Below are 20,752 nucleotides of genomic sequence, written 5' to 3' on the forward strand. Positions count from 1 at the left end.
GTCGTCGACCGCTATGGCGGCGGTGACGGCGGGCGGGGTGGCATGGGTGGGTTGGGTGGAGTCGGCGACGTCGTGGCACGGAACGTCGCTCCTTGGTCAGTGTCTCGCTGCCTCGGACTGCATCTGTACGTATCGGTTGGGACCCATTGATTCGCGTCCCAAACCGTCTAGGCCGACAGCGTCGGGCGCGTGGCGGTCACTCGAGTCGGTACCGGAGCAACGCGGCGATGCCGCCGAGGTTCCGGAGCTGCTGGCCGGGCGGGAACTCGCTGGAGAACACCGTCACCTCGCCGCCCTGCCGTTCGACGCTCGTGACGACCTCGTCGACGTCGATGCTCCAGTCGCCGTCGGGGCCGCGTTCCTCGCGGAGCTTCTCGTCGAGTATCAGGAGCTGGTCGACCGCGCCGTACTCCGCGGCCTCCGCGACCGCGTCCGGCCCGTACGACGCCTCGTGTCCCTGCCCGATGCGTTCGGTGAGCTCGTCGATGTACTCCGCCTCCTTCGCGATACGGGTCTGCTGTTGGATGTCCTCGACCGCGCCGCGTTTCAGGACCTCGTGGACGCCGCGGTCGCCGACGCCCGCGGTGTCGACCGTCGTCACCTTCTCCGCGACCGCCGGGTACTCCTCCTCGATGTGGTTCAGGGCGTCCCGCTTCGTGAACCCGGGGCCGGCGAGCACGATGGCGTCGACGTCCATCCGCGAGAGCGCCGCAGCGAGGTCGCCGAACAGCTCCGACCGGCCGCGCGCGTACTCGCCCTTCCCGGTCGTCCCCGTGAACCGCCCGCGCTCCTCGGTCCCGTACTGCGCGACCGTGTGGATGTACGCCTCGCCCTCCTCGACGGTCGCGATGGCGACGTCGGGGTTCTCCGCCGCCTCCTCGGCCTCCTCGATGCGGTCGAGCTGGTCGGGCTTCCAGACCTTCTCGACCTCCAGCTCGTCGTGGTCCTCGACGTTCAGCGTGTGATGGAACCCGAGCTGGTCCTCGCGCGAACAGTCCTCGATGACCCCCGAGACCCGGAGGCGGTTCGAGAACTTGTGGAACTCGACCTCCTCCACGCCGAGCGTCACGAACATGTGCTCGCGCTCCCCGCCCGTGTCCCGGAGGTCCTCGTCGTTCCGCTGGATGCGCCGTGTCGTATCGCCCGCGACGAGGTCCCCCGGTTCGAGGACGTACTGGAGGTGCCAGAGGTCGTCGAGCGTCTCCGGGACGAGCGTGATGCGCTCCCGGTCGCCCTCGACCCGATAGCGGTCCTTAATCTGCATACCCGGGGATTGCCCCGGCCCGGGTAAGTGTCCTGCTATCGGGCGGGCCGCCCGTCGCCGGCAGGACCCTTCATGAGGAATGCGACCGATGGGTCGGGTATGTACGAACGAATCCTCGTGCCGACCGACGGGAGCGTCGGCTCGGCTCACGTCGCCCTGCAAGCGATCGACCTCGCGGAGACCTACGGCGCGTCGGTTCACGTCCTCCACGTCGTCGACGAGAGCGTGCGCGCGTTCGTCGCCGGGTTCGGCGACGAGTCCGAGCTCGACGACCGCGGCGAGGCGGCCGTCGAGCGCGTCGCGGCGATGGCTCGCGAACACGGCGTCGACGTCGTGACGGCCATCGAGGACGGCGACCCCGCGCGCCGGATCGTCGACTACGCCGACGAGATCGAGGCCGACCTCATCGTCGCGGGGACCCACGGCCGTTCCGGCGTCGAGCGCCGGCTCATCGGGAGCGTCGCCGAGCGACTGGTGCGGCGCGCTCGCTGCCCCGTGATGACCGTCCGGCTCCCGGAGACCGACGAGACCGTCGCGGACGACGAGGCGGCGGCGGCCATCGCTCGCGACGCCCTCGTGGACGCGGGCATCGACGCGACCGTGACCGAGGTCGAGCGACAGGTGAGCGTGTGGGTCGTCGACGCCGAAGGCGACGACGACTCGCATCTGGTCTACGTCGACCCGGTGACCCGGCGGACGAGCATCATCCCCTGACCATCGGTCGCCGAGGGCTCCGGGGCGCAGCGGCGAGCGCGTCGCCGTCGGCAGTGCTACCGTCGTCGTGCGCGCCGGTAGCCCATCCCGGCGAGGCGTGCGGCGACCGCGCTCGCGTACCCCGCGCCGAGTGCGGCGAGCAGCCCGAACACGCCCGAGGCCGTCAACACGCGAGCGTACGCGCCGAGTGCGAGCACGGCGATGGCGAACGCCGCGGTCCACGCGTAGAGGTAGGCGGCGTGCGCGAGGACGTCCCGGAACGCCCAGGGGGCGAGCGCGCGCTTGAGGCTGCCGGTGGCGGCGAGCTCGCAGAGAGCGGCGGGGTAGACGTAGACGAACGCGAGCGCGAGCAGGAACGAGAGCGTGCCGCCGGCCAGGAGCGCGAGCCCGCCGCCGCCCTGGACGCTGTCGGGCGCGAGCCCGCCGAGCCCGAGGACGGTGACGTAGAGGAGGGCGAACGGCGCGCCGAGGTAGGGGACGCTCGCGGCGGCGACGCGTGCGCCGGTCGCGAGCAGGGCGCGGACGCCGCCGGCGGCTGGCAGGTCGCTCGCGTCGCCGGGGACGCGGACGAGCGCGCCGTCGCCACTGGCCAGGTCGCCGCCGACGGTGCCGGCGAGCACGCGCCCGAGGTACCCGAGCCACGCGACGACGGCCGCGCCGGCGAGCGCGAGGAACCCGAGCGCGGCGACCGCCGGATAGACCGTGACCGCGTACCGGCCGGCGAGCGCCACCGCGAGCGCCATCACGGTCAGGGTCGCGACGCCGTCCCGCGCGGCCGCTCCGCGCGTCGGGTACCGGAGCGCGCCGACGAACGTGTCGCTGTCCGCCGTCACTCCGAACCACCCATCGCGCGACCTGCGGGTCGCGTCCGTCCGACGTCAGTCATCAGTCTTTGATGCGGCTCCCGCCCGGCGGGAGGAAGTGCTGGATGCGGTCCGGGCTCGCGACCTTCCGGACGAACGACGTGTCCGCGAACCGCTCGCGGAACTCCCGGTAGATCCGCTTCGCGACGTCGCCCTGCGCGAACTTCCCGGGTTCGACCGTCATCATCGTCTCCGTACGCTCGGCGGTCGCCGCCGGCGGCCCGCCGACCACCCTCGTCGAGGGCTCGCACTGGATACCGACCGAACACCCCACGGGCGTGTCCCGGAAGTACGTCCGGTCGCCCCGGACCGCGAACCCGCCCTTCTCCAGGTACTCCCCGGACTCGGGCGTCTTCGACACCTGGTCGCTGTCGACCATGTAGACGTCGCCCGCGTACACGCCGTCCTTCCACACCGACGAGTACGTCACCGCGAACTGCGCCGCCTGCTCGAGGGTCTCGTCGCTGAAGTCGACGTCCTTCGCGGACTCGCTCGGGTCCGCCGCCTTCAGGACCGTGACGGGGCCGCCGTGCGCCTGCGAGTGGAACACCTTGTCGCCGCGCTCGACGTACTTCTTCACGAGCTCCTCGTTCTGGTCCGCGGACCGGCCGCCGATGACGAGATAGCCGGTCGTCGTGTGGAACCACCGGAAGCGCTCGTACCACTGCTCGGACTGTCGCACGGGAATCGAGGGGTCCGACAGCCAGTCGTAGTCGACGTCTTCGCTCTCGTCCTCGCCGCCGTCATCGTCGTCGTCGTCGCCGCCCTCGGCCTGCCGGCGTTCGTACTCGCGCTTGCGTTCCTTCACGTCCTCGAGGTCCTCGCGCGTGTCCTCGATGGCGGCGAGCGCGCCCTCCTTCTTCCCCTCGACGCGCTTCGCCTCCTGGTAGAGCCGGTCGGCGTTGTGCTCGACGCCCTCGCGGACCTCAACGGTCACCTCGCGGCCGTCGAGCGACAGCGTCACCGTGCCCTCGCTCCCGTCCAGGCCGACGACCGCCTCCGCCGCGTCGATCCCTTGCTCCGCGCCGTCCGCGAACGTCGCCTCGATGTCGTCCCACGGGACGTCGTCCTCGCGCGCCCCGCGGATCGTCCCGAGGACCTCGTCGACGAGCCCGTAGTTCGCGTACAGCGACTCCGCCTTCTCGCGGTACGCTTCGGCGTCCTGCTCGAACCCCTCGATGGCGCCCTCCTGCTGCTCGATGATGCGCTCGTACTTCGCGATCTCGTTCTCGAAGTCCGGCGACTCCTCGCCCGGTTCGCCGTCGCTCCCCTCGTCGTCCTGGCTGCGGTCGAACTCGTAGAAGTACCGGTCGACCGCCGCGTTGAACGTGTCGAACGCCTCCGGGACGTACTCGTCGCGCTCCTCGAGCGGGAACGGCGTCACGTCCACGACGCGCGAACTCCCGTCGTCGTCATCTGGCTCGGTCCGGTACAGGCGCGGGTCGACGTCCGCGGACGCGACGTCCTCGCGAAGCCGGTCGAGCGCGTCGTACACGCGCCGGTAGTCGTCCTCGGTCGCGGCCGTGATGTCCATAGCCTTCTCGACGCCCGCTCGACTACAGATCTCCTCCGCCCAGAGCCCGCCGAGGTTCAGCTGCGTCGCCAGCGTCCGGACGACGTCCGTGTCGGAGTCGTTCATCTTCGCGACGAACGCGTCGAACTCGATGGCGAGCGGGTTGATGCGGGAGTCCGGGAACTCGTAGGTCGCCCCGGGCGCGACGGTGCGCGACTTGAGGCGGACGGTGTCGAGGCAGTCGACGACCTCGTACGTCTCGTCGCACACCGCGATGTTCCCCTGCCCGAACAGCTCGGCGACGATGATGGTGTCCTCGTCGTCGCGCTCGAACCGGAACTCGAGGATGCGGTCGAACTCGAACTGCTCGACGCCCGCGAAGTCCGCGCCCGACAGTCGGTTCCGGAGCATCATCGCGAAGTTCGGCGGGCGACCGGGCGCGTCCGGGACGTGCTCGGGGTCGGAGACGTGCGCGCGCTTGACGTCGCCGACCTCGAGGATGAGTTCGACCCGCCCGCGGTCGAAGTCCCGCATCTTCAACCGCAGCAGATCGTCGCCGTAGAGGTAGGCCTTGTCGACCTTCGCGCCCTCGTACGCTCCGAACTCGGAGACGACGGCGGCGAGGTCGACGCTGGAGAGCTCTCGCTTCGCGTCCATACCGGCGCGTACCGGTGGCTCGCGGAAAGACGTTCCGTTGTCGGCCACGACCCGGCCGTTGGTCGTGCGCTCGTCGCGGGAGGCGGTCTCGTCGCGAGGACCGGTGTGTGGTCGCCGGTGGCGTGGTTCGCCCCAACAGTCAAACGACGCCAGTCCGTCCGTTCGGGCATGGACCGGTGGGCAGTCGCGACGGAGCGAGGGGCGTCGTTCGCGACGCTTGAGGGGGGTCGTGCGTGACGGACGACGGCGGCCCCGAGTACCTCGTCGACGTCGACGAGGCCTTCCTGCGCGCGCTCGTCCAGCGCGGGAGCGACGTCGTGCTCACCATCGACGCGGACAGTCGCGTGGTGTTCACGAACGACACTATCGAGGACGTCCTCGGGTACGCGCCCGGTGACGTCGTCGGCGAGCCGCTGACGACGGTGATGCCGGAGCGGTTCCAGGACGCGCATCACGCCGCGATCGCGGCGTACCTGGAGTCCGGTGACCGGAGCCTCGACTGGTCGGACATCCGGCTTCCCGCGGAGCACGCGGACGGCCACGAGGTCCCGCTGGACATCACGTTCCACGAGCACGTCTACGACGGGAAGCGGTACTTCTCGGGCATCATGAAGGACGTGACGGCGCAGGTCGAGTACGAGAACCGACTGCGTGCGCTCCAGGAGACGACGCAGGCGCTGATGGACGAGACGGCGGCGGCGGCGGTCGCGAGCGAGGTGGTTGCGGCCGCCGAGGACGTCCTCGGGTTCCCGCTCGCGACGGTGTTCGTCCCCGTGGACGGGACGTGGAGCGACGCGGCGCGGACGACCGGCGCGGGCGACGACCCGGACGCCGGGAGCGACCGTGGGCTGGTCGCGCTCGAGTCGAGCGACCGCGCGGAGGCGGTGTTCGAGGGGGTGCCGACGCTCGGTGCGGACTCCGTGGCGTGGTCGGCGTTCCGCGCCGGCGAGACCCGGACGTTCGCGGACGTCCGGGAGGCCGAGGCGGCGGCGAACGCGACGACGCCCGTCCGCGCGGAGGTCGTCCTGCCGCTGGGGAGCCACGGGGTACTCGTGCTCGGCCGCACCGACCCCGGCGAGCCCGACGAGGACGAGGTCGACCTGGCGAAGGTCCTGGCGTCGGCGACGGAGGCGGCGCTCGACCGCGTCGACCGCGAACGACGCCTCCGGGAGCGAGAGCGCGAGCTCGAACGACAGAACGAGCGCCTGGAGGCGTTCGCGAGCGTCGTCAGCCACGACCTCCGCGACCCGCTGAACGCCGCGGCGATGCAGGTCGAGCTCCTGCGAGCGAACGACGTCGACAACGAGTACGTCGACCGGCTCGAGGACGTCCACGACCGCATGGCGACGCTCGTCGACGACGTCCTCTCGCTCGCCCGCGACGGCCGGACCGTCGGCGACACGGAACCGGTCGACGTCGCGGCCGTCGCGCTCGACGCCTGGGAGACCGCCGGCGCTCCCGCGGCGTCGCTGTCGGTCGCGGACGACCTCGGGCGCGTGGACGCCGACCCGGAGCGCCTCCGGACGATACTCGAGAACCTGCTGGGGAACGCGGTCCATCACGCCGGCGACGACGTCGCGGTCACCGTCGGCGCGCTCGCGGACGACCCCGGGTTCTTCGTCGCCGACGACGGCCCGGGCATCCCCGAGCGCGACCGCGAGACCGTGTTCGAGCACGGGCACACCGAGTCGGAGAGCGGCACCGGGCTCGGGCTGGCTATCGTCCGGTCGGTCGCGGGCGCACACGGCTGGCAGGTCGACGCGACGGAGAGCGACACCGGCGGCGCGCGCTTCGACGTCCGCGTCGACCCCGACCCGTGAGCGCCACGCACCCCCAGCGCGGCCGGAACCGACCGAATCCGAACCTTGACCACCACCGAACCCGTAAATAGCGACCAGATGCCGACCCCGACCGTCCTCGTCGTCGACGACGAACCAAACGTCGCCGAAGCGTACGACCTGTTCCTGCCCGACGAGTACGAGACCCGGATCGCGACCGGCGGCGAGGAAGCCCTCGACCGCATGGACGAGGACGTCGACGTCGTGCTGCTCGACCGACGGATGCCCGACCTCACCGGCGACGAGGTCCTCGAACGCGTCCGCGAGGCGGGCTACGACGCTCGCGTGGCGATGGTGACCGCCGTCGACCCGACGCTCGACGTCCTCGCGTTCGGGTTCGACGACTACCTCGTCAAGCCCGTCGACCGCGACGACGTCCGCGGGACCGTCGAGGACCTCCTCGCCATCGGCGAGTACACCGACGCCGTCCGCGAGTACTTCACGCTCGCGAAGAAGCGCGCGACCATCGAGGACGCGATGCCGGTCCGCGAACTCGAAGCCGACGACCGCTACCAGGACCTCGTCGACCGCACCGACGAACTGAAAGCCAGGGTCGACGAGTCGTTCGACGACCTCGACGACGAGGCACAGACGGGGACGTTCCACCAGTTCCCCGGCCACGACTGACCGCTTTCGGGTCACGCTGCCGGCGGTCAGGTCGCGGTCGCGTTCGCGCCGGTTCCCACGGTGACGTTCCCGGCCGTGCCTGTCGCAGCAGCGGCGTCGACGAACGGCTCGGGCCCGGCGAACACGACGAGCGTCTCGTCGTCGACGACGACGGTGCGGAAGCCGCGGTCGCCGGTCGCACGCCAGAACCCGTCGACGAGCCGATCGGGTGGTGCTTTCCCCTCGATGAACTCGCTCGGGGACTCGAACGCTCGTCGGTCGCTCTCGTGGTACGCACGGAACGCGGTGCGAGCGTCCGACGCGTCTGCTGCGGTGTCGAACCGGACGACCCACGCGTGCCCGGTACCGTCGGGCCCCTGGAACGTCAGCAGGGTGTCGTTCCCCCAGCCCTCGGCACCGCCCGTGGCCGTCACGGGGTCGAGGCGCGTCCACAGCGTCACGCGGACCGCGAGTTCGCCGAGGTGCCGTGGTTGTCGGAGCGGAACGTAGTCGGTGCGGCCCTCCCGGTTCGCGGCCGCGACCGCGACGTCGAGGGGTTTCGCGGGCTCGTACCCGCGTTCGGGGTGGAGCACCTGCTCGCTCGTTCGCGGCCACCGGCCGTCGAGGACGCTCCCGAGTTCCGCCGTGTGGTTCTTCCGGTAGGCCACGTACTCGCGGCCGAGTTCGTAGCGTGCCTGGAACCAGTGCAGCTCCGGTGAGGACGTCGCGAGTTCACCGTCCCACTGCGTTTGGTAGCCGTACTCGGCGGCGTAGCGCTCCTGGGCGACCGTCGCGAACCCTTCTTTGAACGCCATCTTCGCGAACCCCTCGTCGACGGAGTCGACGAACCGGTGGGGCCACGGGGATTGCTGGCGCTGAACGTAGTGTGCGAACTCGTGTGCGAGCGTATCTGCACCGTCCGGGCTGGTCGCCACGGGGTCGACGTAGACGAGTCCGCCCTCGATTCGGCCGGGGCCGGCGACCTCCTGGACGACGACGTTCGGCGGACTGACGTTCGGCCCGAGGTCGTCCTGGACGCGCTGCCAGACGAGGTCCTCGTCGTACTCGAGTTCACCGCCCGACACGTTCACGGTCGATTCCGGTGGTGCGTCGTCGGCAGGTCCGCCACCTGGCGCGAACCCCGCGCAGCCGGCGCTGGCGACGAACGCGAGCACGAGTACGACGTGGAGCGAACGCGGCGCGTGCATGCCGCTGAAATATTAGTTCACCAACAAAAACGTTTCGACAGCGTTCTCGAAGGGCGAAACGAAGCCCGGGAACACCGCCAGTCAGGGCGCTCCCCGCGCGCTCAGAGCCGCTTGGAGACGTACGGGCCGTCCTGATGGTAGCCGAGCTTCTCGCGGTAGTACTGGCGGACGCCGATGCCGGAGATGACGCTGAGCTTGTCGAACCCGGCGTCGCGGGCGCGGTCCTCGGCTTCCGCGAGCAGCTTCCGGCCGTACCCGCGGTGCTGGACGTCGGCGTTCTCGCCCTCGTCGCCGACCCCGACCTGGTTCCCGTACACGTGGAGCTCGCGGACGATGGCGGCGTTCTCCAGCTCCCGACGGACGGGGTCGTTCGGGAATCGGAGGCGACAGAACCCGACGAGGAGGTCCTTGTCGAAGTCCTCGAAGCTGATGAACTGCTCCGTGCCACCGCCGGCCCGGTAGGTCATCGTGTCCAGCTCGACGTCCTCGGGGTCCTCGTCGTTCATCCCGACCTCGCGGCAGCGGATGCACTCGCACTCCCAGCCGTGCTCGTCCATCACGTCCCACGCGAGCTGGCGGAGGTTCGACTTCCAGACGCCGGCGTCGATGAAGTCCGCGGGGATGTCCCGCTGCACGCGCTGGAGGCGCGTGTACCGCGGAATCTGGGACATCACTTCCGCGACGAGTTCCGCCGCGGCCTCGTTCGTCAACGGGTCGTAGTCGCCGCGGCGCCACTGGTCGTAGATCCTGGTGCCGCGCACGACGAGCGTCGGATATATCTTCAGGTAGTCGGGCTTGTACTGCTCCTGCTCGAAGATCCGCCGGAAGTCCTCCAGGCACATCTCCCGGCTCATCCCGGGCTGCCCCGGCATCATGTGGAACCCGACCTTGAACCCCGCGTCGCGCAGCCGTCGGTTCGCGGTGATGCTCGCCTGCACGCCGTGCCCGCGGTGCATCTCGCGGTTGATGCGCTCGAACGTCGTCTGCACGCCCACCTCGACCTTCGTCCCGCCGAGGTCGAGCATCCGGTCGATCTGCTCGGGGTCGCACCAGTCCGGCTTCGTCTCGAACGTCGTCCCGATGCAGCGCACGTCCGCCGTCTCGTTCTCCGCGATGACGTCCTCCAGGTACGAGAACTCGGGGTCGTCCTCGGCGAAGCTCACGCCCTCGGCGGGGCTCGGCTCCGCGTCCGCGTCGAAGTCGTTCATCGCCTCCAGCGCGCGCTTGACGAACCACTCCTGGTAGTCGTGGCTCCGCGCGGTCATCGTCCCACCCATCAGGATGAGTTCGACCTTGTCGACCGGATGCCCGATCTCCCGGAGCTGGTTCAACCGCAGCCGAACCTGCCCGTAGGGGTCGTAGTCGTTCTGCTCCCCGCGCGCCGCCGCGGGCTCGTGACCCGTGTAGGACTGCGAGCTCGAGAACTCGCTCGCGGGGCCGCCCGGACAGTACAGGCACTTCCCGTGCGGGCACATGTGCGGGCTCGTCATGATCGCGACCGGCGACACGCCGCTCGCGGTCCGCACCGGCTTGCGCATGAGGACGCCTTCGAGCTCCTCGCGGCGCTCCTGGGGGGCGTGGTCGAGTATCTCGGAGTTCTTCGGGACCTTCGGCGCGGAGTGCTCCGAGCACGCCTGGAGCTTCGCGGACTCGACGTCGTCGCGTTCCAGTTCACCGGCGAGGATGCGGTCGACGAGGGCCTCGCAGACGGCTCTGAACGCTTCGGTCTCGGTCGGGTCCGACGCTTCGCTCATCGCCACATGGTCGTGGCGAGACGCGGTTAAGCGTGTCGTTGCCCGTCGAACCAACCGGGCGTTCGCGGTGCGTGCGTGGGCGTGAACGCGGTTACGTACCGCGGGAAATCCAGTATTGGTTTAGTCCGGCGTCGAGTAGAGCGGGTATGCGCACGACGGTCAGGGACGTCCTGTCGAAGGCGGGTGAGGAGCCGATAACGATGCTGACGGCGTACGACGCCGTGACCGCGGAAATCGTCGACGAACGGGGCGTCGACGTCATCCTCGTGGGCGACAGCGTCGGGAACACCAGTCACGGTCACGAGACGACGCTCCCGGTGACGGTCGACCAGATGGCGGACCACACGACCGCGGTCGCGCGCGGCGCCGAGGACGCGCTCGTGGTCGCGGACATGCCGTTCCTCTCGTACGGGCACGACGACAAGGAGAGCATCGAGAACGCCGGCCGGATGCTGAAGGAGGCGGGCGCGCACGCGGTGAAGCTCGAATCGGGCCCGCACACCGTCGAGCTGACGGAGAAGCTCAGCAACCTCGGTATCCCCGTGATGGCGCACCTCGGGTTGACGCCGCAGTCCGTGAACCAGCAGGGGTACGCGCTGCAGGGGACGAGCGAGGAGGCCGCCGACCGGATGCTCGACCTCGCGAAGGACCACGAGGACGCGGGCGCGTTCTCGCTCGTCCTCGAAAGAGTGCCGGCGTCGCTCGCGGCCCGCATCACGGACGCTATCGACATCCCGACCATCGGCATCGGCGCTGGCCCGGACTGCGACGGGCAGGTGCTCGTCGTGGACGACGCCGTGGGCCTGAGCGACTGGACGCCGTCGTTCGTCGAGGAGTTCGGGGACGTCCGCGCGGCGATGGGGGACGCCATCGAGGCGTACGCCGACGCGGTCGAGTCCGGCGAGTTCCCGGCGGCGGAGCACAGCGAGGGCATCGAGGAACTGGACGAACTGTACTGAGACGTCGCGCCGGGTGGCGTGCGACGCGAGCCGCTACTCGGGCCCGTCGATGCGTTCGCAGAAGTCGGCGAGTGCGGCGTTGAACCCGTCGGGTCGTTCGAGCATCGCGAGGTGCGCGGCGTCCTCGACGACGGCGACGTCGCAGTCGTCGAGTTCGCTCGCGAGGTAGTCGTGGTATCGCGGTGGCGTGAGCGCGTCGTGTTCGCCGACGACCGCGCGTCCCGGGGTCTCGATCTCGCCGAGCCGGTCGCGGACGTCGAACGCGTGCGAGGTGAGGAAGTCGCGTTCGACGATGCGTTGCCCGCAGTGGAGCATCGCGCTCTTCGAGACGTCGAGGAGCTCCGGCTCGGGGTCGGCGAAGAGCCGGCCGGGTTCGTGGAGCCAGTCGACGGCGCGCTCGAAGTCGTTCGCGAGCCAGTCCCGGAGGTCGCTGAGGACGGCGAGCTTCGCGCCGGTGCCGGCGTAGACGGCGCCGTCGACGGCGAGGCCGTCGCCGCGTTCGAGGAGGCAGTGGAGGACGACGGCGCCGCCGAGGGAGTTCCCGCAGAGGACGCGTGCGTCGGTCGCGTCGGCGACGGCGACGACGTCGTCGGCGTACGCGGCGAGCGTCTCGTACCCGGGGTCGGCGTCGACGTCGTCGCTCGCTCCGTGCCCGGCGAGGTCGACGGCGACGACCGGGCGTTCGTCCCCGAGTCGGGCTTGGGACTTCCAGACGCCGCGCGCGCCGCCGCTCCCGTGCACGCAGAGGACGGGAGCGCCGTCGCCGCCGCGGTCGAAGACCTCGAAGGCTGTCTCGCGGCCGTGATGAGAGACGGTCTGCATGGGAGGTACTACTCCGGCGGGTCGCTTAAACCCCGACTCCGCGCGGCGCTCCGTGACCGACCCGTTCGCCCGTGCGTGGCTGTGGACGCCTGTCGCGAGACGGTCGCACGCGCGAGCTGGTCGCACGTGAACACCTCCGGCGGGCGGCGTGCTGGTCGGCTGTGAGCGTCGCCGACCAGCTGTGCACCGCTCTTCTTGGGTGTGAACCACGAATCGACCTGTTCGCATGTAGCCTCTCGCCTTCGTGCGTTTCGTGGGGGAAAGGTTTATATTCTATAATCCCTAACTCGTGGTTAGGATGAACATACAGCAGTTCACGGAACACGACGGTCAGTTCGCTCGTCAGTACGTCTACGACGACGCGGTCGTCGTCGCCGCCGACCTCGACGTCACCGACGCGGATGTCGACGTCCTCGACGACACCGTCATCGTCGTCGCCAGCGACGGCGAACAGTTCGAGCTCTCGACCCCCTCGACGCCGACGCGCGCCTTTATCCGGAACGGCGTCCTCACCATCGAGATGGAGGCTCACGCATGAAACTCACCGTCAAACCCCTCAAGCAGAAGGACGCCGGTCGCGGACTCGCCGCCATCGACCGCGCGTCGATGTCCGAACTCGACCTGGAGAACGGCGACTACATCCTCATCACCGGGACGGGCGACGGGAAGGCCGTCGCGCGCGTCTGGCCCGGCTACCCCGAGGACCAGGGCCAGGGCGTCGTCCGCATCGACGGTCGCCTCCGCCAGGAGGCCGACGTCGGCATCGACGACCGCGTCGAGGTCGAGAAAGCGGACGTGAAACCCGCCAAGAGCGTGACGGTCGCGCTCCCGCAGAACCTCCGCATCCGCGGGAACATCGGGCCGCTCGTGCGCGACAAGCTCAGCGGGCAGGCCGTGACGAGCGGGCAGACCATCCCGTTCTCGCTCTCGTTCGGCCCGATGGCGGGGAGCGGCCAGTCGGTCCCGCTGAAGGTCGCGAGCACCGACCCCGAGGGCACCGTCGTCATCACCGACTCGACGGACGTCCAGATCAGCGAGAAGCCCGCCGAGCAGATACAGGGCGCGGAGGGCGCCGCCAGCGGTGGCGCCGAAGGCGTGCCGAACGTGACCTACGAGGACATCGGCGGACTCGACGACGAGCTCGACCAGGTCCGCGAGATGATCGAGCTCCCGATGCGTCACCCCGAGCTGTTCAAGCAACTCGGCATCGAACCGCCGAAGGGCGTGCTCCTGCACGGTCCGCCGGGCACCGGGAAGACGCTGATGGCGAAGGCGGTCGCGAACGAGATCGACGCGCACTTCCAGACCATCAGCGGCCCGGAGATCATGTCGAAGTACTACGGCGAATCGGAGGAGCAGCTCCGCGAGGTCTTCGAGGACGCCGAGGAGAACGCGCCCGCGATCATCTTCATCGACGAGCTCGACTCGATCGCGTCGAGTCGCGGCGAGGCCAGCGGTGACGTCGAACGCAGGGTCGTCGCCCAGCTCCTGAGCCTGATGGACGGCCTGGAGGAGCGCGGGCAGGTGACGGTCATCGCGGCGACGAACCGCGTGGACGCCATCGACCCGGCGCTCCGCCGCGGTGGGCGGTTCGACCGCGAGATCGAGATCGGGGTCCCCGACAAGGACGGCCGCATGGAGATCATGCAGGTCCACACGCGCGGGATGCCGATGAGCGACAGCGTCGAACTCGACGAGTACGCGGAGAACACGCACGGGTTCGTCGGCGCGGACCTCGAATCGCTGGCTCGCGAGGCGGCGATGAACGCGCTCCGGCGCATCCGCCCCGAGCTCGACCTCGAACAGGAGGAGATCGACGCGGAGGTCCTCGAGCAGTTGAAGGTCACGGAATCGGACTTCAAGGAGGCGCTGAAGGGCATCCAGCCGAGCGCGATGCGCGAGGTGTTCGTCGAGGTGCCGGACGTCACGTGGAACGACGTCGGCGGGCTCGGTGGCACGAAGGAGCGGCTCCAAGAGACAATCCAGTGGCCGCTGGACTACCCCGAGGTGTTCGAGGCGATGGACCTCCAGGCGGCCAAGGGCGTCCTCATGTACGGGCCGCCGGGGACGGGGAAGACGCTGCTCGCGAAGGCCGTCGCGAACGAGGCGAACTCGAACTTCATCTCGATCAAGGGCCCCGAGCTCCTGAACAAGTTCGTCGGCGAGTCCGAGAAGGGCGTCCGCGAGGTGTTCGAGAAGGCGCGGTCGAACGCACCGACCGTCGTCTTCTTCGACGAGATCGACTCCATCGCGACCGAACGCGGCCAGCGCACGGGCGATAGCGGCGTCGGTGAACGCGTCGTCAGCCAGCTCCTCACGGAGCTCGACGGCCTGGAGGCCCTGGAGGACGTCGTCGTCATCGCGACGACGAACCGCCCGGACCTCATCGACAACGCCCTCCTCCGGCCGGGGCGCCTGGACCGCCACGTCCACGTGCCGGTGCCGGACCAGGAGGCTCGCGAGAAGATCTTCGAGGTGCACACGCGGGACAAGCCGCTCGCTGACGACGTCGACCTGGAGTGGCTGGCGCGCCGCACGGACGGCTACGTCGGCGCGGACGTCGAAGCCGTCACGCGCGAAGCCAGCATGGCCGCGACCCGCGAGTTCGTGAACTCCGTCGACCCCGAGGAGATGACCGACTCCGTCGGGAACGTCCGCATCACCCGCGAGCACTTCGAGCACGCACTCGACGAGGTCAAGGCGAGCGTCACCGAGGACGTCAAGGACAGCTACGACCAGATCGAAGAACGGTTCGGGCGCGAGGAACCCGAACCCGAGACCGACACGAGTCGGACGTTCCAGTAGCCACCAGCTTTTCTTCCTCGGGTGGCCCTGCGGGCCTCCGCTCGTCGAAATTTACACGAGATGTAAACCTCTCGCGCGAGTTCGACTCCGGTGCGCTCACGGGGCGTGCAGGCCCGACCGCGGCCACGACGTCGGCCGGCATCGTCCGCGGCTACTCGACGCGACCGCGATTCAGTCGTCGCCGGCGTGGACGTCGCCGGTTGGCTCGTACTCCATCTCGGTCGTGACTCGGTTGGCGACGTCGCTGCCGAACTCGCGGGCGACGAGGTGGACGGCGAGGTCGAGGCCGCTGGTGACGCCGCCGCACGTGAGGACGTCGCCGTCGTCGACGACGCGCGCGTCCCGGACGTCCGCCGTGGTCTCTCGCAGGTCCGCTTCGGCGGCGGCGTGCGTCGCCGCGGGCCGGCCGTCGAGGACTCCGGCTTTCGAGAGGAGCATCGCGCCCGTGCAGACCGATGCGACCGCAACGCCGTCTGCGTGGAGTGCGGCGATGGCGTCCGGTATCGCGCCGCGGTCGTACTCGCGACGCACGCCCGGCGCGTCCGGGTCGGTCCACCCGCCGCCCGGGACGAGGAGGAGGTCGAAGGCGCCGGTCGCGGCGGCGTCGAGTACGGCGTCGACGCCGACGCGGAGTCCGTGACTCGCCGTCACCTCGTCGGCGCCGTCGACCGTACACAGCGTCACGTTCAGGTCCGCACCGGCCTCGACGGCGTTCTCGAACACCTCGAACGGCCCGATGGCGTCCAGTTCGTCGAACCCGTCGAACAACGGTATCGCGACGTCCATACCGAGCGCACGACCGCTCGCGCCGTAGCCGTTGCGCTCGCCGCTACCCGCTCCGCTACTCGAGGTCGTCGAGGTCCGCGAGGATCTCGTCCGCGTGGTCCTCGGGGTCGACGCCCTCGTACGCGAGCTCCACCCGTCCGTCGGGGCCGACGACGTACGTGTTCCGGAAGACGCCGTCGAACGTGTTCCCGAACATGTTCTTCTCGCCGAACGAGTCGTACAGGAGCGAGACCTCGCCCTCGGGGTCGCTGAGGAGGTGGAAGGGGAGGTCGTACTCGGTCGCGAACTCGTCGAGGTCCTCGACGTCGTCGTCGCTGATGCCGAGGACGGCGACGTCGCGCTCGCCGTACTCGTCCCAGCGGTCCCGGAAGCTACACGCCTCGACGGTACAGCCCTGGGTGTTCGCTCGCGGGTAGAAGTACACCACGACGCGCTGGTCAGCGTAGTCCGAGAGCGCGACCTGTTCGCCGTTCTGGTCCGTCAGTTCGAAGTCCGGAGCGTCACTCCCTGGTTCGAGCATACGGCACTCGGAGCGACGCTCGCAAAAGTGGATTTCGTTCTCGGTCGACCCCGCCGGGGTCGACGGCGCTCCGCCTGGGCGGGTCAGTTCGGCCGGGAGTCAGTTTCGGCGTCCGGCCGAGGAGGTCAGTCCAGTCGTTCGGCCGCGCCCTGCGAGACGAGGACGTCCGCGTTCTCCTCGGGGAGGGTCACGACGTCCTCCGCGGCGAGCGTGTACTCGCGCTCGTCGACGCCGAATATCTCGCCGACGTTCTCCGTGACGCGGAGCGTCGCCCGCTCGTCGTCCACGGCCGCCCGGTCCGCGTCGGTCGGTCCGCCGTCGGTCTCGGGCGCGTCGCGGCCCGCCGCGTCCTCGCGCTCGCCGTCGCTCGCACCGCCGGGCTGGTTCCCCTCGGCGTCGGCGGCCGCGTCGTCGCCGCCCATGAGGTCCGCCGCGGAGACGTGCGCCGCGCCGTCCGGGTCAGGTGTGGCGTCATCCTCTGGTGGTTCGTCCTCGATGTCCGCGACCGCGGCGGCCTCGGACCGACGCACGTCCGCGTCCACGTCCCGGTCTCCGTCCGCGGTCGCCGTTCCGTCCGCGTCGACGGTCGCGGTCTCGTCCGCGCTCGACGACCCGGCGTCCGCGGCGGGCGCGTCCAGGCCGTCCTCGGGATGCGGGACGTCCGGTCCCGGCGACGCGTCGGCGGCCGTCCGCGACCCCGCGTCGCTCGACGCCGCCCCGTCACCACCGGAGTCGGCCGCGTCCTCGCGCGACCCCGGGGCGACGTCGCCCGCGATGACGTCCAGCATGTGCGCCTTGTTCTCCTCGATGCGGGCCACCAGGTCGCTGAACAGCGCCTGCTCCTCGGTGGTGAGCCCGTTCACGTCGTTCGGGCTCGCCATCTCCGCCGACACGAGACTCGCCTTCTTCACGATCTTCCCGAGCCGCCGCTCGTAGATCGCCTCCGCGGTGTCCTTCGCCGTCTCGATGTCGTTCGTGAGCTGCTGGACCTCCGGCGACCCGAACGGGTCCTCCGCGCGTTCGGCGGCGCGCTCGCGTTCGGCCTCCAGCTCCTCGACGTACTCCGCGACGTCGCCGTAGAACGACTCGCGCAGCTGCTGGAGGTCCGACTTCTGCCGTTCCTTGCTCTGCGCGGAGCGAAGTTCGTCGATGTTCATTGCTTTGCTATCTCGGCGTGCCCGCGAGCCATCGCGAAGACGCCGACGTACTCCGGAACAGTCGATGCGCCCGCCTCCAAGGTAAATGTATCGCCCCCGAGTTCGACCTCGACGGGCTCGGTCACGTCGACGACGAGCTCGGCGTCGCCCTCGTCGGCGAACGTCGACGAGACCGCGTCGACGAGCGGGTCGAAGTCGGCGACGTTCTCGCGCGGGATGCGCTTCACCTCGAGCCCGGTGCCGCCGTGGAGGCTCCCCGGCAGGCGGATCAGGCGATTGATGTCCGTCGTCACCGGCTCGTCGATCGGCGCGGACTCGGCGTCGAACGTCTCCGCGGCGACCTGGCGAGCGAGCGTCAGGAAGCGGCCGTGCACCTCGACGTTCCCCGCCGCGATCTGGTCGTAGTTCGCGTCGAACACCTCGACGAGCTTCTCGGCGGAGCCCTGACCGATGCCGTCGTACGCCTGCAGGCGCTCCAATCTGTCCTCCTCGTCGTCCATCGCGCGGACCTCGTCGACGAGCGCGAGCAACCGGTCGTGGACGCGCTTGCCCCATCCGCCGGTCGTCGAGAGCGTCCGCTTCTCCGTCGGGTTCTCCAGGCCCATGCCGTCGACGAGCTCGCGCTCCAGGAGCGCGTCGAGGTCGAGCGATTCGGCGAGCACGTACTCGACGACCTCGCGGCGGTCCCCGCGCCCGAGCTCCTGCACGCCGTCGTCCCGCACGTGGACGTGGTAGCCGCGGCCGCCCGAGAAGACGACGGTGCAGTCCTCGAACCCGAAGTCGTCCTCGAGGACGTCGAGCAGGTCGAGCAGGGCGTCCTTGCAGGCCGCGAGCATCTCTGCGTACGTCGTCGTCTCCGGGTCGACACCGGGGAGGTGGTCGGCGTCCAGGTCGAAGACGAGGTCGGTGCCCTGCCAGTCCTTCCGACTCATCGAGTTCGCCGACGGGTCGCGGTAGCGTGCGGCGGAGAAGTACACGTGCTGCGGGCGTTCCTCGGTGAGGAACCGTCCGAGGTTCCCGACGTCCAGCCAGGAGCGATGACGGACCATCGTCGTCTGCGCCTCGGCCGTCCACGGGATGTACCCCCACTCGCGTTCGTTCGGCGCCGGCGGTGGCGACACGGTCGTCGCCTCGTAGTGGCGCTTGAACGCTCCGCGGAGGTACGCGACGGTTCGCTCTTCCATCCTCCGAGACCGTACTGGCGGCGACGTCAAGAACCCACCGTTCGTGACCGACAGGGGGCGGTCCGGGGTTGAAGAACGCGCGTCGGTATCGTCGACAACCTCTATTAGTGCCGACGGGTACGTTCGGGGCATGAACTGGGACGGTCGACTGGGTCGCGTGGCGTTGACCGCGGCGCTCGTGGTGGTGGTGGCGGGGTCGCTCCAGCGGACGGCGTCGCGCGTGTTCGTATCGAACTTCTCGCTGTCCGGTCCCGGGCTCTCCGCGCTTCTGGTCCTCGGGTTCCTGTCGGTGTGGACGCTTCCGGTCGCGCGTCGACTCGGCTGGGAGCGGTCGCTGCGCGTGGCGGTCGCGGGGCTCCCGTTCGCCGTCGTCGCGTCGGCGGTCGCGGACCCGGTGCTCGCGGGCGCTGGCGCGGTCCTGGCGCTGTCGCTCGCGACGCCGTGGCTGGTCGCGCTCGGTGCTCGCGACCCCGCGTTCCTCCCGGGGCTCGCGGGCGGGGTCGCGTCAATCGCGGCGGTCCGCGGGTGGCTCGGGACGCTGCCGGCGTACGCGACGCTCGGCGGCACGGCGCTCCTCGTCGGCGTCGCGGTCGTCGCCGCTGCGCTCGCGCTCCTCGACGACGTCCCCGAACCCGGTGCGTCCGCGGTCGCGTGGCTCGCGGCGTTCGCGCAGGGCCTGTTCCTTGCGTACCCGGCGGCGACCGCGGCGTGGGGCGGCCTGGGGTACGCCGAGACGGCGGTCGCGACCGTCGCCGGCGTCGTCGTCGGCGTCGCCTGGGTCGGGCTCGGGCGCGCGCTCGGCCGGCGGGAGGCGGTCGTCGTCGCGGTCGCGTTCGCGCTCTCGCTCGCGGACGTCGTCTGGGTGGGACAGCTCGGCTCCGTCGCCGTCCTGCTCGTGCAGGTGACGTTCCTGCGGCTCGTCGCCGCCGGCTTGCGCGACGACGGCGTCTCGTGGCTCGCGCTCGCGCAGGTCGTCGGCGTCGTCGCGGTCGCCACGCAGGTGCTCGCGGCGAACTGGGCGTACGTCCCGGGCGGTGCGGCCCTCGCCGGGCACGCGCCGCTCTCCGCGTTCGCGCTCGCCGCCGCACCGGTCGTGGCCGCCGTCCTCGTCCTCGCTCGCGAGGCCGCGGGCGTCGGCGGCGACCCGACCGAACTCGCGAACGCGGACCGTCGGGACGCGCTCGCCGCGCTCGCCCCCGGCGCGCTCGCCGCGCTCTCGCTCGCCCCCGGCACGCTCGCCTCGACGGTCGACGACGACTCCGTCGTCGAGGGCACGCCCTACGACGTCCTGACGCTGAACGTCCACCAGTGGGTGGACGGAGCGAGCGGCGACGCGAACTACCGCGACGTCCGCGACCTCCTCGCCGAGCACGACCCGGACGTCGTCGGCCTCCAGGAGACCGAAGGCGGCCGGTACACGAACGGGAGCGCGAACCCCGTGCGGTGGCTCGCCGACGAACTCGACTACCACCACGACTACGGCGTCCCCACGCGCCGCGGCGGCTACGGCGTCGCCGTCCTCTCGCGGTATCCCGTCCTCGACACGACGGTCGTCTCGCTGCCCGTGCATCGGTCCCCGGCACGGTGGGCGCTCCTGGCGACGCTCGACGCGCCCGACGGCCCGCTCCAGACCGTCGTCACGCACTTCCAGACGGACGGGCCCGCGGACGACGAGCAACTCGGCGAGGCCCAGACCGTCCTCGGCGAGCTGTTCAGCGACGACCACGAGCGCGCCGTCGTCCTCGGCGACTTCAACGTCCAGCCCGACCAGGACCCCGCGTACGACCGCCTGAAGCGGGACCTCACCGACGCCTGGACCGCCGCCGGCCACCCCGAGACCGGCGGTGGCGGGACGTGGCCAGTGCACGACCCGCGCCAGCGCATCGACTACGTCTGGCTCGAAGGCGACTGGTCGGTGTCGCGCTGCGAGCGCGTCGGCGACGCCGCCGTCAGCGACCACCTCGGCGTCCTCGCGACCGTCGACCCCGCGACGGACGCGGAGCACTGACGGGCATCGCGGGTTCTTGAACGCACGTCGGCGGTCGCGCGAACCACTACAGCGTCCGCGAGACCGTCGAGAACCTCGGCGAGTACGACACCGT

17 protein-coding genes are annotated in these 20,752 nt (G+C 70.5%); 7 read left to right on the forward strand and 10 right to left on the reverse strand.

Annotated elements, in window-relative coordinates; genetic code table 11:
* Positions 1–196: 196 nt before the first annotated feature.
* Positions 197–1,264, reverse strand: coding sequence for an mRNA surveillance protein pelota (locus SM754_RS08645; protein WP_323675819.1), 1,068 nt, complete (start codon positions 1,262–1,264; stop codon positions 197–199).
* 99 nt (positions 1,265–1,363) lie between these two features.
* Here SM754_RS08645 and SM754_RS08650 point away from each other — a divergent pair, with 99 nt between their 5' ends.
* Positions 1,364–1,978, forward strand: a complete 615-nt coding sequence (locus SM754_RS08650; protein WP_323675820.1) for a universal stress protein — start codon at positions 1,364–1,366, stop codon at positions 1,976–1,978.
* A 56-nt stretch (positions 1,979–2,034) separates the two neighbouring features.
* Here SM754_RS08650 and SM754_RS08655 read toward each other — a convergent pair whose 3' ends face one another.
* Both SM754_RS08655 and rqcH read right to left on the reverse strand, forming a co-directional pair.
* Positions 2,035–2,811 (reverse strand): DUF4013 domain-containing protein, encoded by a 777-nt coding sequence (locus tag SM754_RS08655; RefSeq protein WP_323675821.1) that lies wholly within the window; start codon positions 2,809–2,811, stop codon positions 2,035–2,037.
* Between the two features lie 52 nt (positions 2,812–2,863).
* Entirely contained in the window at positions 2,864–5,011 is a 2,148-nt protein-coding gene (gene rqcH / locus SM754_RS08660; protein ID WP_323675822.1) for a ribosome rescue protein RqcH, read from the reverse strand.
* 233 nt (positions 5,012–5,244) lie between these two features.
* On the opposite strand from rqcH, the gene SM754_RS08665 reads away from it, so the two are divergent.
* Together SM754_RS08665 and SM754_RS08670 are read left to right on the forward strand one after the other, a co-directional pair.
* Complete coding sequence (locus SM754_RS08665; protein ID WP_323675823.1) at positions 5,245–6,831, forward strand: sensor histidine kinase; 1,587 nt, start codon at positions 5,245–5,247, stop codon at positions 6,829–6,831.
* 78 nt (positions 6,832–6,909) lie between these two features.
* Positions 6,910–7,476, forward strand: coding sequence for a response regulator (locus SM754_RS08670; RefSeq protein WP_323675824.1), 567 nt, complete (start codon positions 6,910–6,912; stop codon positions 7,474–7,476).
* Positions 7,477–7,502: 26 nt separating this feature from the next.
* Here the strand turns inward: SM754_RS08670 and SM754_RS08675 are convergent, their stop codons facing one another.
* A complete protein-coding gene (locus SM754_RS08675; protein ID WP_323675825.1) occupies positions 7,503–8,663 on the reverse strand; it encodes a hypothetical protein in 1,161 nt (386 codons plus the stop codon).
* 101 nt (positions 8,664–8,764) lie between these two features.
* On the reverse strand, positions 8,765–10,417 hold the full coding sequence (locus SM754_RS08680) for a tRNA uridine(34) 5-carboxymethylaminomethyl modification radical SAM/GNAT enzyme Elp3 (RefSeq protein ID WP_323675826.1): 1,653 nt from the start codon (positions 10,415–10,417) through the stop codon (positions 8,765–8,767).
* A 146-nt stretch (positions 10,418–10,563) separates the two neighbouring features.
* On the opposite strand from SM754_RS08680, the gene panB reads away from it, so the two are divergent.
* Positions 10,564–11,376, forward strand: a complete 813-nt coding sequence (gene panB / locus SM754_RS08685; RefSeq protein WP_323675827.1) for a 3-methyl-2-oxobutanoate hydroxymethyltransferase — start codon at positions 10,564–10,566, stop codon at positions 11,374–11,376.
* A 33-nt stretch (positions 11,377–11,409) separates the two neighbouring features.
* On the opposite strand, the gene SM754_RS08690 is transcribed toward panB, so the two are convergent.
* Positions 11,410–12,198, reverse strand: a complete 789-nt coding sequence (locus tag SM754_RS08690; RefSeq protein ID WP_323675828.1) for an alpha/beta fold hydrolase — start codon at positions 12,196–12,198, stop codon at positions 11,410–11,412.
* Between the two features lie 298 nt (positions 12,199–12,496).
* Between SM754_RS08690 and SM754_RS08695 the strand changes: the two genes are divergently transcribed.
* Complete coding sequence (locus SM754_RS08695; protein ID WP_323675829.1) at positions 12,497–12,736, forward strand: DUF7127 family protein; 240 nt, start codon at positions 12,497–12,499, stop codon at positions 12,734–12,736.
* Positions 12,733–15,003, forward strand: a complete 2,271-nt coding sequence (locus SM754_RS08700; protein ID WP_323675830.1) for a CDC48 family AAA ATPase — start codon at positions 12,733–12,735, stop codon at positions 15,001–15,003. Before SM754_RS08695 ends, SM754_RS08700 begins: the two co-directional genes overlap by 4 nt.
* 171 nt (positions 15,004–15,174) lie before the next feature.
* On the opposite strand, the gene SM754_RS08705 is transcribed toward SM754_RS08700, so the two are convergent.
* The 4 genes from SM754_RS08705 to priS all read right to left on the reverse strand — a co-directional run bounded on the left by SM754_RS08705 (position 15,175) and on the right by priS (position 18,650).
* Positions 15,175–15,789 (reverse strand): DJ-1/PfpI family protein, encoded by a 615-nt coding sequence (locus SM754_RS08705; protein WP_323675831.1) that lies wholly within the window; start codon positions 15,787–15,789, stop codon positions 15,175–15,177.
* Positions 15,790–15,844: 55 nt separating this feature from the next.
* Positions 15,845–16,309 carry a thioredoxin-dependent thiol peroxidase gene (gene bcp, locus SM754_RS08710; RefSeq protein ID WP_323675832.1) on the reverse strand — a complete coding sequence of 155 codons (465 nt, stop codon included), beginning with the start codon at positions 16,307–16,309 and terminating at the stop codon, positions 15,845–15,847.
* A gap of 125 nt (positions 16,310–16,434) precedes the next feature.
* Complete coding sequence (locus SM754_RS08715; RefSeq protein ID WP_323675833.1) at positions 16,435–17,466, reverse strand: DNA replication complex subunit Gins51; 1,032 nt, start codon at positions 17,464–17,466, stop codon at positions 16,435–16,437.
* Positions 17,463–18,650, reverse strand: coding sequence for a DNA primase small subunit PriS (gene priS, locus SM754_RS08720; RefSeq protein WP_323675834.1), 1,188 nt, complete (start codon positions 18,648–18,650; stop codon positions 17,463–17,465). Before priS ends, SM754_RS08715 begins: the two co-directional genes overlap by 4 nt.
* Before the next feature lie 130 nt (positions 18,651–18,780).
* Here priS and SM754_RS08725 point away from each other — a divergent pair, with 130 nt between their 5' ends.
* Positions 18,781–20,658 carry an endonuclease/exonuclease/phosphatase family protein gene (locus tag SM754_RS08725; protein ID WP_323675835.1) on the forward strand — a complete coding sequence of 626 codons (1,878 nt, stop codon included), beginning with the start codon at positions 18,781–18,783 and terminating at the stop codon, positions 20,656–20,658.
* The last annotated feature ends 94 nt before the right edge of the window (positions 20,659–20,752 follow it).

This window comes from Halorubellus amylolyticus, assembly GCF_034808145.1.
GTDB lineage: Archaea > Halobacteriota > Halobacteria > Halobacteriales > Natrialbaceae > Halorubellus.

Excerpts from the sequence above, each read along its gene's own strand:
- SM754_RS08700 (WP_323675830.1), top strand. The coding sequence starts at position 12,733 with ATGAAACTCACCGTCAAACCCCTCAAGCAGAAGGACGCCGGTCGCGGA.
- SM754_RS08645 (WP_323675819.1), bottom strand. The coding sequence starts at position 1,264 with ATGCAGATTAAGGACCGCTATCGGGTCGAGGGCGACCGGGAGCGCATC.
- SM754_RS08690 (WP_323675828.1), bottom strand. The coding sequence starts at position 12,198 with ATGCAGACCGTCTCTCATCACGGCCGCGAGACAGCCTTCGAGGTCTTC.
- SM754_RS08725 (WP_323675835.1), top strand. The coding sequence starts at position 18,781 with ATGAACTGGGACGGTCGACTGGGTCGCGTGGCGTTGACCGCGGCGCTC.
- rqcH (WP_323675822.1), bottom strand. The coding sequence starts at position 5,011 with ATGGACGCGAAGCGAGAGCTCTCCAGCGTCGACCTCGCCGCCGTCGTC.
- SM754_RS08675 (WP_323675825.1), bottom strand. The coding sequence starts at position 8,663 with ATGCACGCGCCGCGTTCGCTCCACGTCGTACTCGTGCTCGCGTTCGTC.
- SM754_RS08705 (WP_323675831.1), bottom strand. The coding sequence starts at position 15,789 with ATGGACGTCGCGATACCGTTGTTCGACGGGTTCGACGAACTGGACGCC.
- SM754_RS08695 (WP_323675829.1), top strand. The coding sequence starts at position 12,497 with ATGAACATACAGCAGTTCACGGAACACGACGGTCAGTTCGCTCGTCAG.
- bcp (WP_323675832.1), bottom strand. The coding sequence starts at position 16,309 with ATGCTCGAACCAGGGAGTGACGCTCCGGACTTCGAACTGACGGACCAG.
- SM754_RS08715 (WP_323675833.1), bottom strand. The coding sequence starts at position 17,466 with ATGAACATCGACGAACTTCGCTCCGCGCAGAGCAAGGAACGGCAGAAG.
- panB (WP_323675827.1), top strand. The coding sequence starts at position 10,564 with ATGCGCACGACGGTCAGGGACGTCCTGTCGAAGGCGGGTGAGGAGCCG.
- SM754_RS08670 (WP_323675824.1), top strand. The coding sequence starts at position 6,910 with ATGCCGACCCCGACCGTCCTCGTCGTCGACGACGAACCAAACGTCGCC.
- SM754_RS08680 (WP_323675826.1), bottom strand. The coding sequence starts at position 10,417 with ATGAGCGAAGCGTCGGACCCGACCGAGACCGAAGCGTTCAGAGCCGTC.
- priS (WP_323675834.1), bottom strand. The coding sequence starts at position 18,650 with ATGGAAGAGCGAACCGTCGCGTACCTCCGCGGAGCGTTCAAGCGCCAC.
- SM754_RS08650 (WP_323675820.1), top strand. The coding sequence starts at position 1,364 with ATGTACGAACGAATCCTCGTGCCGACCGACGGGAGCGTCGGCTCGGCT.